A 12850-nucleotide genomic window follows, 5' to 3' on the forward strand; every position below is an offset into this window, starting at 1 on the left:
AAACATATCAAAACCGCTGCCGTGGTAGCGGTTGCCTATGAGCGAACTGGCAAGACTTCGGCAGAAAGTTTCAGATGAGCTGGGCCTGGCCGCGACGGCGGCGCAGCCGGCGGATCGTGTCGAGGCAACAACGCACCATGCGGATGAAGAAAATGCGACCGATAACAGGTCGATTGCGCTCTATGTCGCCGCGTCGTTATCGGTCGGGGCTTTTTCCGCAGCCCTGATCGCGCTTGCTGTGCCTTATGCGGTTACCGTTGCGCTGGCGACCTTCTTCGGCGCCGTGCTCGTTGGTGTCCTGCTCTATGCGCTCTTTGATGAATCTTTCCATCAGCCCACCGTGCGGGCTGCGGATTCCGATCTTCGGCTGCGGCAAACGCAAAACCGCTCGCTGATTGCTGAGATGCAGGAATTCATGGGCGATATCGTCGTGATCCGTGACATGAACCGGCGCATTGTCGAAGCGAACCGGGTCTTTCGCGAAATGACCGGCTGTGCGGCCCCCGAAGGCCTGAGCTGCGAGGAAATTGGCATCGCTTTCCGTCCGGGCGACAAGGTCCATGCCTATGATGTGGAGATCGCGACCCCGTTTGGTCAGCGCATCTTTTCCTGGCATGACGTCGTGACCCGCGATCTGGCAAGCAGCCGTCTTCTCATCAGCAGCATTGCCCGGGATGTGACCGAAGAACGGCTTGCGCTCGGTGAGCGCGAGGACGCCCGGCTGCGCGCCGAAAAGGCCGATGCCGAAAAGGCGCGGCTGCTTGCCACCGTAAGCCATGAAATTCGCCTGCCGCTGTCCGGTATGCTTGGCATGAACCATCTTCTGTCGCAGACGAGGCTCAACGAGGAGCAGCGAAATTATCTCGATGGCATGCGGCAATCCGGCCAGTCGCTGGTGCAGCTTGTCGAGGATCTGCTGGATTATTCGACAATGGAGGCCGGCCGCTTCAGGCTCAATCCGCGCGCGGAAAACCTGCGCCGGCTGATCGAGAGCATCGTCGAGATGCTGGCCCATCGCGCCCATGAAAAAGGCATAGAAATCACCTCCTTCGTTGCGCCGAATGTGCCCGATCATCTCGATTTCGACCCGGCGAGGCTACGTCAGGTCCTCTTCAATCTCCTCGGCAATGCCGTCAAATTCACGCAGGAAGGCGGCGTCGTCATCCGGGCGCGCATGGCCGACGACGAATTGCACATTGCCGTCGAGGATACCGGCCCGGGCATGAGCCGGGCGGAACAGGCCCGTATTTTCGGGGAATTCGAGCAGGCGGGCCCGTTGTCGCAGCGAAGTGCCGGCACCGGCCTTGGACTTGCGATTTCCGCCCGTATCGTGCGGGAATTCGGCGGCCGCCTCACGGTTTCGAGCCGCAAGGGCAAGGGCAGCACTTTCAAACTGGCGTTTCGCCCGGCGGGCGCCCCTGCCGAAATGGCGGATCCGGCAAGGCGTCATTGCCTGCGGCATACAAATGTCCTGCTCATCGCACCGAAGGGCGTGGCGGCGGCGGTGACGATGGAGGCGATCGAGGCTTTCGGCGGTCAATGCACTCTCATCCATCAGCCTGAAGATCTGGAAAAACTGAGGAAGGGTTCTGCCACGCGCGCGGCCGAGCTCACCGATATCATCGTCGACCGGCGCATTTCGCCGCTGTTCAGGGATGCCCTGAGGGATTGGCCGCAACAGAATGTCCGCCGCACGCTGCTGGTCAGCCCCGAAGAGCGGCCGTCGACCATGCATGTGGCCTTCGACGCCTGGTTGATCCGGCCGCTGCGGGAAAAATCCCTGATCGACGTCCTGTGCGGCCGTCTGCGCGGCATTGAGAGGCGCGACGCCATCAACGACAACCATCCGGATGTGGGATTTTCCTCACGGGTGGCGGAAGGGGCGAGCGGTATCGAGATACTCGTGGCCGAAGACGATGCCGTCAATCAGCGCATCATCCGCGCCGTTCTGGAAAAAAGCGGCTATATCGTCCGCGCTGTCGAGGATTTTGAGGCGTTGCGGCAATCTGTGGAGCCGGGCGCATCCCGCTTGCCTGACCTCATCGTCTCCGATCTCAACATGCCGGGCGGCGAGGGGCTCGATGTGCTTCCCGACCTTCTCCATATGCTGAAGGACGAAAGAAATATTCCCGTCATCGCGCTCAGCGCAGATGCGAGTGACGCGACTGCCGAAATCCTGCTTGGGGCTGGTGTCGGTGCGGTTTTGACCAAGCCTGCCGACCCGCGACGGCTGGTTGAGGAAATTCGCCGTCTGCTGGAGGCGAAACGCCTGTCGCTATCATAACTTGACAGACTCGCGCTGGCGGCATTTTGTCACTATTCTGTCGTCAATTAGTGATTTATGACAGGAAAATTCTTTGGTGGCGGAGCGATTCCCCATGGTTGCCGAAATCCTCAATCACGACATTTGTGAAAACAATGTTGTCATTAATCCTCGTCCCGAGGCAGCTCAGGACAATGAGGGTCTTTTCGGCCGTATCGGCACGCTGGAAACACGGCTCGCCAGAAATGAACGCGAGATCGATGCCGCGCAATCCGTGCGTTACCGGGTTTTCGTCGAGGAAATGAAGGCGCGGCTTCCCGCGGAAGCCATGCGCCGCAAGCGCGACATCGACGCTTGGGACAGTGTCTGCGATCATCTGCTGGTGCTCGACAAGGCGATCGAAGGCGACAGCGAAGACCAGATCGTCGGCACCTATCGCCTGCTGCGGCAGGAAATCGCGCTTGCCAATAACGGTTTTTATTCCGCCAGCGAATTCGACATCGCCGGTCTCGTTGCGCGCCATCCGGGCAAGCGCTTCATGGAGCTTGGCCGTTCCTGCGTGCTACCGGAATATCGCACCAAGCGCACCGTCGAGCTTCTGTGGCAGGGCAACTGGGCCTATGCCGTGAAACACCGCATGGATGCCATGATCGGCTGTGCCTCCTTCCCCGGCGTGCAGCCGGAAGCCCACGCGCTTGCCCTGTCTTTCCTGCATCATAATTGCGTGGCCAAGGGCGAGTGGGAAGCCTCCGCTCTTCCCGAGCTTTATCATGAGATGGACCTCGTTCCGGCAGAGGCGCTCAACGCCCGCAAGGCGCTGAACGCCATGCCGCCGCTGATCAAGGGCTATATGCGCCTTGGCGCCATGTTCGGTTCCGGCGCGGTCGTGGACCATGCCTTCAACACCACCGACGTCCTCGTGGTCCTGCCGGTTTCGTCCATCGCCGGCCGTTACATCAGCTATTATGGCGGCGAGGCCGAGCGCATCAACGGCTGAACGGGTTTCGGCGCAGCCGGGCGGGATGTTCCTGTGGGCAGCGTTCCCGCGCGTGTTGTGTTGAGGTGGAGATTGCCGCTAGTGTCGGCCCTTCTTTTCCGCAACACGATATGACATCGGCAGGCCATTGACGGACGTTCTGACAACCGCTTCCCTGATCTCGGAAGAGAGCCGCGCGACGGCCACTCCGATGATGGAGCAATATATCGAGATCAAGGCGAACAATCCCGGTTCGCTGCTGTTCTACCGCATGGGCGATTTTTACGAATTGTTCTTCGACGATGCGGTTGAGGCTTCCCGCGCTCTGGGCATCACGCTGACGAAACGCGGCCAGCATATGGGTCATGATATCCCCATGTGCGGCGTCCCCGTCCATGCGGCGGATGATTATCTGCAGAAACTCATCCTGCGCGGTTATCGCGTTGCCGTCTGCGAACAGGTGGAAGATCCGGCGGAAGCCAAGAAGCGCGGTTCTAAATCCGTGGTCAAGCGTGATGTGGTGCGGCTTGTCACGCCCGGCACGCTGACCGAAGAAAAGCTGCTGTCGCCGACGGAATCCAACTATCTGATGGCGCTCGCCCGCATTCGCGGCAGTGTCGAGGCGCAGTTTGCGCTTGCCTGGATCGATATTTCCACCGGCGTTTTCCGTCTGGCGGAAACCACGCTGACGCGGCTTCTGGCCGATATCTGGCGCATCGATCCGCGCGAGCTGATCGTCGCCGACAGCCTGTTTCACGACGAAGAGCTGAGGCCGGTGTTCGATGTGCTTGGCCGCGTAGCAGTGCCGCAGCCAGCGATCCTCTTTGACAGCGCCACGGCGGAAGGGCGCATCGCCCGTTATTTCAACGTCTCGACACTGGACGGCTTCGGCACGTTTTCACGGGTGGAGATGGCGGCTGCCGCTGCTGCCGTGGCCTATGTCGAAAAGACCCAGATCGCCGAGCGTCCGCCGCTTGGTGCGCCGGAGCGCGAAAGTGCCGCTTCGACACTTTTCATCGATCCCGCCACCCGCGCCAATCTGGAGCTGGTGAAGACGCTGTCCGGTGAGAGAGATGGATCGCTGCTGCATGCCCTGAACCGAACGGTAACCGGCGGCGGTGCACGGCTTCTGGCCGAGCGGCTGATGTCGCCCTTGACCGACCCGGAAAGGATCAACGCCCGCCTCGATGCCGTCGCCTATCTCATCGATGACGTCTCGCTGTGTGATGGCCTGCGTGATGCGCTGAAACATGTCGCCGATATGCCGCGCGCGCTTTCGCGTCTGGCGCTGGAGCGCGGCGGGCCCCGCGATCTCGGCGCCATCCGGCTGGGACTGGTTTCCGCCGAAAAAATAGCGACCATTTTCGATGACGGGTTGTTGCCGGATGAGCTGGCAACGGCTCTGAAGGATTTGAAAGCCTTGCCCGGTGGTCTCGAAGCCATGCTCGGCTCGATGCTGGCTGACGATCTGCCGCTTTTGAAACGTGATGGCGGTTTCCTGCGTGACGGCGCCAATCCCGAACTCGACGAGGTACGGGCGCTGCGCGACCAGTCGCGCCGGGTGATTGCCGGGTTGCAGCTCAAATACGCCGATGAGACCGGCATCAAGTCGCTCAAGATCAAGCACAACAATGTGCTGGGCTATTTCATCGAGGTGACGGCAGGCAATGCCGATGTGATGATGGCGACGGACGAGGCCAAGGCCCGTTTTATCCACCGCCAGACCATGGCAGGCGCCATGCGCTTTACCACGACCGAGCTTGCCGATCTTGAAAGCCGCATCGCCAATGCCGCTGCGCAGGCTTTGACCATGGAATTGGAAGCCTTCGAGCGCATGGTCAAGGCCGTTGTGCAGCAGGCAGAAGCGATCAAGGCCGGCGCACTGGCGCTTGCGGTGATCGATGTTGCGTCGAGCCTTGCTTATCTCGCCACCGAACAGGCCTATTGCCGACCGATCGTCGATGCTTCCATGACCTTTGCGATCAAGGGCGGGCGGCATCCGGTGGTGGAGCAGGCGCTGCGGCGGCAGTCGGCCGGACCCTTCATCGCCAACAACTGCGATCTGTCGGCCGTCAACGGCGGCAAGAACGGCGCGATCTGGCTGCTGACCGGCCCGAATATGGGCGGTAAATCGACCTTCCTGCGCCAGAATGCGCTGATCGCCATTCTCGCGCAGATCGGCTCCTTCGTTCCGGCGGAGGCCGCCCATATCGGCGTCGTCGACCGGCTGTTTTCCCGTGTCGGCGCTTCCGACGATCTGGCGCGCGGCCGCTCGACCTTCATGGTGGAAATGGTGGAAACCGCCGCCATTCTCAATCAGGCGACGGATCGTTCGTTGGTCATTCTGGACGAGATCGGCCGCGGCACGGCGACCTTTGACGGTCTTTCCATCGCCTGGGCGGCGGTGGAGCATCTGCATGAGGTCAATCGCTGCCGTGGTCTCTTCGCCACCCATTTCCACGAATTGACCGTGCTGTCGGAAAAACTCGGCCGCCTTTCCAATGCCACGATGCGGGTGAAGGAGTGGGAAGGTGACGTCATCTTCCTGCACGAGGTTGGGCCGGGTGCTGCGGATCGTTCCTATGGCATTCAGGTGGCCCGGCTTGCGGGCCTGCCTGCCTCGGTGGTGGAGCGCGCCCGTGAGGTGCTGACGAAGCTTGAAGATGCCGACCGCAAGAACCCGGCCAGCCAGCTCATCGACGATCTGCCGCTGTTCCAGATCGCGGTTCGCCGCGAGGAAACCCGCAAGGCCGGACCGTCGAAGCTGGAGGAAGCTCTGAAAGGCTTCAACCCCGACGAAATGACGCCGCGTGAGGCATTGGACGCGCTCTATGCGTTGAAGAAAGAACTTGGCAAGGCTTGAAGGGATAGATTGCCTGTCCATCGCCTTTAAAACTCGCTATAGGACACTCCCATCGCAAGTGGTGGGATCTCCCACAGGACATGGATACCGGCATAGATGGCCATCAAGGACCTGGATTTTTCCGACATTCTCGATGTATCGGCGCTGAAGCGCGACTGTGACATCATCTTCAAGGAAGACGGCAAACGCATCGCCGATATCAAGTCCGATCTACTGCCGATCTTCCGCAAGGCCAGTACGGAAGGCCGGGAAAAGGCCAGAGAATTGCTGAAAGCCGATGGCAGCGGCATTGACTGCGCCCGGCGCATCTCCTGGCTCCAGGATCGGCTGATCGAAACGCTCTATGATCTCGCCTGCCAATACGTCTATCCGAAAGATGCGCCGCAGATCGCGGTTGCCGCGGTTGGCGGTTATGGACGCGGCACACTGGCGCCGGGATCGGATATCGACCTCCTGTTCCTGCTTCCCACCAAGAACACACCTGACATGCACAAGGCCGTTGAGTTCGTGCTCTATCTCCTCTGGGATCTCGGCTTCAAGGTCGGCCACGCCACCCGCACGGTGGATGAATGCATCCGCCTCTCCAAATCCGACATGACGATCCGTACCGCTATTTTGGAAGTGCGGGCGATCTGCGGCAAGAAATCCCTGACCGACGATCTCGAAAAACGCTTCGAGTCAGAAGTCGTCACCGGAACCGGCCCGGAATTCATTGCCGCAAAGCTCGCCGAGCGCGACCAGCGCCACCGCAAGGCTGGCGATACGCGTTATCTGGTGGAGCCGAACGTCAAGGAAGGCAAGGGCGGGTTGCGTGACCTGCACACGCTGTTCTGGATCGCCAAATATTATTATCACGTCCGCGATACGGCCGATCTGGTCAAGCTCGGCGTGCTGTCGCGGCCTGAACTCAGGCTGTTCGAAAAGGCCGATGATTTTCTCTGGGCTGTGCGTTGCCAGATGCATTTCATCACCGGCAAGGCGGAAGAGCGCCTTTCCTTCGACATCCAGCGCGAAATCGCCGATGCCCTGAATTATCAGCCGCGCCCCGGCCTTTCCGCCGTCGAACGCTTCATGAAGCATTATTTCCTCGTGGCAAAAGATGTGGGCGATCTGACCCGCATCGTTTGCGCCGCCCTTGAAGACCGGCAGGCGAAGGATGTACCGGGTCTTTCCGGCGTTCTCAGCCGCTTCGCCCACCGTGTACGCAAGATTCCCGGCTCGGTGGAATTCGTCGAGGATCGCGGCCGCATCGCGCTCGCCAAGCCGGATGTCTTCAAGAACGACCCGGTCAATCTGATCCGGCTGTTCCACATTGCCGATATCAACAATCTCGAACTGCATCCCGATGCGCTGCGCGTCGTCACCCGCTCGCTGTCGCTCATCAATGACGAGCTTCGCGAAAACGAGGAGGCAAACCGGCTCTTCCTGTCAATCCTGACGTCGCGGCGTGATCCGGCCCTGACCCTGCGCCGCATGAACGAGGCCGGCGTGCTCGGCAAGTTCATTCCCGAATTCGGCAAGATCGTCGCGATGATGCAGTTCAACATGTATCATCACTATACGGTGGACGAGCATTTGATCCGCTCCGTCGGCGTGCTGTCGGAAGTGGACAAGGGAACGGCCGTCGATGCCCACCCGCTCGCCAACCAGCTGATGCCGAGCGTCGAGGAACGCGAGGCGCTTTATGTCGCCGTGCTGTTGCACGATGTGGCAAAGGGCCGGCAGGAGGACCACTCTATTGCCGGCGCGCGTGTCGCCCGCAAGCTCTGCCAGCGTTTTCGCCTCACCGGCAAACAGACCGAAACGGTGGTCTGGCTGATCGAGCAGCATCTTCTGATGTCCATGGTCGCCCAGACGCGCGACCTGCATGACCGCAAGACCATCACCGATTTTGCCGACAAGGTGCAATCCATGGAGCGGCTGAAGATGCTGCTCATCCTGACGGTCTGCGATATCCGCGCCGTTGGCCCGGGTGTCTGGAACGGCTGGAAGGGACAGCTGCTGCGTTCGCTTTATTACGAGACCGAACTGTTGCTCTCGGGCGGCTTCTCGGAGGTCTCCCGCAAGGAGCGCGCGCAGATCGCCCGGCAGGCGCTCTACGACGCACTCGACGATTGGGGCCAGAAGGCGCGGCGCAAATATACCAAGCTGCATTATGAGCCCTATCTGCTGACGGTCGCGCTGGAAGATCAGATACGCCACACCCGCTTCATCCGTGAGGCCGACAAGCAGGAAAAAGCGCTGTCGACCATGGTGCGCACCCATTCCTTCCATGCCATCACGGAAATTACCGTGCTGGCGCCGGACCATCCGCGTCTGCTGTCCATCATCACCGGCGCCTGTGCTGCCGCCGGCGCCAATATCGCCGATGCGCAAATCTTCACGACGTCCGACGGGCGGGCGCTGGATACGATCCTCATCAACCGCGAATTTCCGATCGATGAGGACGAGACGCGGCGCGGCAACAATGTCGGCAAGCTCATCGAGGAGGTTCTCTCCGGCAAGCAGCGCCTGCCGGAAATGATTGCTACCCGCACCAAGAGCCGCAAGAAGAAGAGCGCCTTCACCATTCCGCCCTCCGTCATCATTTCCAACGGGCTGTCGAACAAGTTCACCGTCATCGAAGTGGAATGCCTCGACCGGCCGGGTCTTCTGGCTGACATGACGGCTGTGATCGCCGACCTGTCGCTCGATATTCATTCCGCCCGCATCACCACCTTCGGCGAAAAGGTCATCGATACCTTCTATGTGACGGATCTCTTCGGCCAGAAGGTAACGAATGACAACCGGCAGGCCAGCATCGCCACGCGCCTGAAGGCGGTGATGAGCGAGCAGGAAGACGAATTGCGAGACCGTATGCCGAACGGCATCATCGCCCACCCAGACGTGGCCGCACTGCCGGCCGCGCGCACGGCAAAGGCTTGAGATTATGAGCCTGATCGGCAAGTTCGCCACCGTCGGCACCGCCACGCTCGGCAGCCGCATTTTCGGCTTCCTGCGAGAAACCCTGATGGCAGCCGCCGTCGGCACCGGCCCGGTGGCGGATGCCTTCAATGCCGCTTTCCGTTTCCCCAATACCTTCCGGCGGCTGTTTGCCGAAGGTGCTTTCAACTCGGCCTTCGTGCCGCTTTTCGCCAAGGAAATCGAGGCGAACGGCATGGAGGGCGCGAGACGCTTTTCCGAGGAAGTCTTCGGCGTCCTGTTCACCGTGCTTCTGGCCTTGACGATCCTGATGGAACTGTCGATGCCGTTCATCGTGCGCACGGTGATCGCGCCGGGCTTTCTGGAAGACCCGGTGAAATTCGACAACACCGTCCATCTCGCCACCATCATGTTCCCCTATCTCGCCTGCATGTCTCTGGCGGCAATGATGGGCGGCATGCTGAACTCGCTGCATCGCTATTTCGCAGCCGCAATTGCCCCCGTTTTCCTCAACATCATCCTCATCGGCGTGCTCGCTTTGGCCTGGTGGAAAAATTACGATCCGCTTCAGGTGGGTTATGCGCTCTCCTGGGGTGTGATGGCGGCGGGTCTGGTGCAGCTTGCCATCGTCTGGATCGCCGTGCGCAATGCCGGCATGCGCATCGGTTTCCGCAGGCCCCGGCTGACGAAGAATGTGCAGCGCCTTCTGGTTCTTGCGCTGCCGGCAGCGATTACCGGCGGCATCACCCAGATCAATCTGCTGATCAACACCAATATCGCTTCCGCCGGCGAGGGCGTAATCTCCTCGCTTGCCTATGCGGACCGTATTTACCAGCTGCCGCTCGGGGTGGTCGGCATCGCGGTGGCCACCGTGCTTCTGCCGGAATTGGCGCGGGCTTTGCGCGGCGGGCATATGGTGGAGGCCGGAAGCCTGCAGAACCGCTCGGTCGAATTCGTATTGTTCCTGACATTGCCCGCTGCGGCTGCTCTTCTCGTCATGGCGGAACCCATCGTGCGCTTCCTTTACGAGCGCGGCAACTTCTCGCCTTCGGCCACGATCACCGTCGCGCAAATCCTCGGTGTCTATGGTCTTGGCCTGCCGGCTTTCGTGCTGATCAAGGCCTTCATTCCGGGCTTCTTCGCCCGCGAGGATACGCGTACGCCGATGATCTTCGCGGCGATTTCCGTGGTGGTGAACGTTTCGCTGGCGCTGACGCTGTTTCCGCGTCTTGGAGGCCCGGGCATCGCCATTGCCGAAATCACCGCCGGCTGGGTCAATGCCGCCCTGCTGTTCGGCATGCTTTTGTGGCGCGGGCACTGGCATGTGGATATTCCGCTGCTCACCCGCATTCCGCGTTTGCTGCTGGCTGCGGCGTTGATGGCCGGTTTCGTGCACTATGCGCTGACCTGGTTGACTTTCGAACTGTCTTCCGCCTCGTCCATTTTCGTGCGGGCTGGCACCATCATGGCTCTCGTCTTCGCGGCCATGCTGGTTTATTTCGTGCTGGCCTTTGTTTCGGGTGGGGCCGATATCGGCATGGTCAAGCGAGCTATCCGCAAGCGCGGCAAAAAGAACGTCGAAACGGAGGCGGGCTGATGTCCTTTGGCGAAAACCGCCGCATCGCGCTTGTTACGCTTGTCGTGGATAACTACGATCGGGCAAAAGCGTTTTATTGCAATGTTCTCGGGTTCGAGTGCCTGTCCGATCAGCCGCTTGGTGATGGCAAGCGATGGCTGGTGGTGAAACCTGAAGGCAGCGATGGCGGTGCCCTGCTGCTTGCCCAGGCGGACGGTGAATCGCAGAGGCTTGCCATCGGCAACCAGGCGGGCGGCCGTGTCGGATTTTTCCTGCACACCGATAATTTCCAACGCGATTATGAGACCATGCTCGCCCGCGGCGTGCGCTTTCTGGAAGAACCGCGCCACGAGGTTTACGGCTCCGTTGCGGTCTTTGCCGACCCTTATGGCAATCGCTGGGATCTTCTGGAACCGCGCGGCTGACATGCCCTGAAACCGCTTGATTGCTGGGGGCTGCGGGTGCATAAGCGCGCGTGCAATTCCAACCATGGGGCGGGGCCCTCCACAAGCCTTTTCGAGGACGACAATGAACGCATTCAAGCCGCTGGTTTTCTCGGGCGTCCAGCCGACCGGCAATCTGCATCTCGGTAATTATCTCGGCGCCATCCGCAAATTCGTGGCGCTGCAGGAAGATAACGACTGCATCTATTGCGTCGTCGATATGCATGCCATCACCGCCCAGCTCGTTCATACGGACCTGAAGGCGCAGACCCGCTCGATTGCGGCCGCCTTCATCGCCTCGGGCATCGACCCTGTAAAACACATCGTCTTCAACCAGTCGGCCGTGCCGCAGCATGCGGAACTCGCATGGGTGTTCAACTGCGTGGCGCGCATCGGCTGGATGGAGCGCATGACGCAGTTCAAGGACAAGTCCGGCAAGAATGCCGAGCAGGTGTCGCTCGGCCTGCTCGCCTATCCGAGCCTGATGGCTGCCGACATTCTCGTCTATCGCGCCACGCATGTTCCGGTTGGTGACGACCAGAAGCAGCATCTGGAACTTGCCCGCGACATCGCCCAGAAATTCAACATCGATTTCGGCGATCATATCCGCAAGGCCGGTCTCGGCCTCGATATCACAGTCGGCGATGAGCCGGTGCACGCCTATTTCCCGATGGTGGAACCGCTGATCGGCGGTCCGGCGCCGCGCGTGATGTCGCTCAAGGACGGCACCAAGAAGATGTCGAAGTCCGACCCTTCCGATCTGTCGCGCATCAACCTGATGGATGATGTCGACGCGATCTCGAAGAAGATCAAGAAGGCGAAGACGGATCCGGACGCGCTGCCGAGCGAAGTGGAAGGTCTTAAGGGCCGTCCCGAGGCCGAAAACCTCGTCGGCATCTATGCCGCGCTGTCCGACAGGACCAAGGCGGATGTTCTTTCCGAATTCGGCGGACAGCAGTTCTCGGCCTTCAAGCCGGCCCTCGTCGAGCTTGCCGTCAATGTTCTGGCCCCCGTCAACAACGAGATGCGCCGCCTTCTCGATGACCCGACCCATATCGACGCCATCCTTAAACAGGGCGGTGAGCGGGCGCGCACCATTGCCGAAAAGACGATGAACGAGGTGCGCGACATCATCGGCTTCCTGCGCTGACAGGTTGCTGCTGCGCGAATGCGGCGGGCGGTTTGCGCCTGCCGTGATTTGATATAATCTCCGCCCGAACCGTCGGGCGGTTTCTCGGATCACGGCGGACCTAAGGGAGTGCGGAATGGTTTCAAAACGGCTGTCGCGTCTGGAAGGGCATCGTCGCAAATTTCTCGCTGTTATCGATGACACACCGGAATGCGAAAGGGCCGTGCACTATGCCGGTCGTCGCGCCAAGAACTCCAATGGCGGACTGGTGCTGCTTTACATGATCCCGGAAGGCGATTTCCAGCAATGGTTGGGTGTCGAACAGATCATGCGGGCCGAGGCGCGTGAGGAGGCGGAAGCTACGCTTGCCAAGATCGCCCAGAAGGTGCGCGAGACCATCGGCATCGAGCCGGAAGCGGTGATCCGCGAAGGTAGCGCCACCGAGCAGATCCACGGGCTGATCGAGGAAGACCGCGATATCGCGATTCTCGTTCTGGCGGCAGGCTCGACGAAGGAAGGGCCGGGACCGCTTGTTTCCTCCATCGCCGGACGCGGGGCAGCCTTTCCCATTCCCGTCACCGTGCTGCCGGATACGCTGTCGGACGAGGAAATCGACGCGCTCTGCTGATCCGGGGTCCCGGACAAGATTTAGGGGCTGACGATTTCTTGAATGTAATT

Annotated in this window: 8 protein-coding genes; all 8 read left to right on the plus strand. The window is 60.6% G+C overall.

The window, feature by feature from the left end; genetic code table 11:
• Positions 1-37: 37 nt before the first annotated feature.
• The 8 genes from ACQZ5K_RS01360 to ACQZ5K_RS01395 all read left to right on the plus strand — a co-directional run bounded on the left by ACQZ5K_RS01360 (position 38) and on the right by ACQZ5K_RS01395 (position 12800).
• Positions 38-2284 (plus strand): ATP-binding response regulator, encoded by a 2247-nt coding sequence (locus ACQZ5K_RS01360; protein ID WP_448739451.1) that lies wholly within the window; start codon positions 38-40, stop codon positions 2282-2284.
• Between the two features lie 94 nt (positions 2285-2378).
• Complete coding sequence (gene olsB / locus ACQZ5K_RS01365; protein ID WP_003520073.1) at positions 2379-3260, plus strand: l-ornithine N(alpha)-acyltransferase; 882 nt, start codon at positions 2379-2381, stop codon at positions 3258-3260.
• Positions 3261-3450: 190 nt separating this feature from the next.
• Entirely contained in the window at positions 3451-6102 is a 2652-nt protein-coding gene (gene mutS / locus ACQZ5K_RS01370) for a DNA mismatch repair protein MutS (protein ID WP_448739615.1), read from the plus strand.
• Positions 6103-6198: 96 nt separating this feature from the next.
• Entirely contained in the window at positions 6199-9027 is a 2829-nt protein-coding gene (locus tag ACQZ5K_RS01375) for a [protein-PII] uridylyltransferase (protein ID WP_448739452.1), read from the plus strand.
• A gap of 4 nt (positions 9028-9031) precedes the next feature.
• A complete protein-coding gene (murJ, locus tag ACQZ5K_RS01380; protein WP_448739453.1) occupies positions 9032-10621 on the plus strand; it encodes a murein biosynthesis integral membrane protein MurJ in 1590 nt (529 codons plus the stop codon).
• Entirely contained in the window at positions 10621-11025 is a 405-nt protein-coding gene (locus ACQZ5K_RS01385; RefSeq protein ID WP_448739454.1) for a VOC family protein, read from the plus strand. The genes murJ and ACQZ5K_RS01385 overlap by 1 nt, the downstream gene beginning before the upstream one ends.
• A 103-nt stretch (positions 11026-11128) precedes the next feature.
• On the plus strand, positions 11129-12193 hold the full coding sequence (trpS, locus tag ACQZ5K_RS01390) for a tryptophan--tRNA ligase (RefSeq protein WP_059759352.1): 1065 nt from the start codon (positions 11129-11131) through the stop codon (positions 12191-12193).
• 115 nt (positions 12194-12308) lie between these two features.
• On the plus strand, positions 12309-12800 hold the full coding sequence (locus ACQZ5K_RS01395; RefSeq protein WP_003503758.1) for a universal stress protein: 492 nt from the start codon (positions 12309-12311) through the stop codon (positions 12798-12800).
• Positions 12801-12850: the final 50 nt, after the last annotated feature.

The sequence above is a fragment of the Agrobacterium sp. 22-226-1 genome, from assembly GCF_053522345.1.

Coding starts and splice junctions, on each gene's coding strand:
- ACQZ5K_RS01360 (WP_448739451.1), top strand. CDS start 38: ATGAGCGAACTGGCAAGACTTCGGCAGAAAGTTTCAGATGAGCTGGGC.
- olsB (WP_003520073.1), top strand. CDS start 2,379: ATGGTTGCCGAAATCCTCAATCACGACATTTGTGAAAACAATGTTGTC.
- mutS (WP_448739615.1), top strand. CDS start 3,451: ATGATGGAGCAATATATCGAGATCAAGGCGAACAATCCCGGTTCGCTG.
- ACQZ5K_RS01375 (WP_448739452.1), top strand. CDS start 6,199: ATGGCCATCAAGGACCTGGATTTTTCCGACATTCTCGATGTATCGGCG.
- murJ (WP_448739453.1), top strand. CDS start 9,032: ATGAGCCTGATCGGCAAGTTCGCCACCGTCGGCACCGCCACGCTCGGC.
- ACQZ5K_RS01385 (WP_448739454.1), top strand. CDS start 10,621: ATGTCCTTTGGCGAAAACCGCCGCATCGCGCTTGTTACGCTTGTCGTG.
- trpS (WP_059759352.1), top strand. CDS start 11,129: ATGAACGCATTCAAGCCGCTGGTTTTCTCGGGCGTCCAGCCGACCGGC.
- ACQZ5K_RS01395 (WP_003503758.1), top strand. CDS start 12,309: ATGGTTTCAAAACGGCTGTCGCGTCTGGAAGGGCATCGTCGCAAATTT.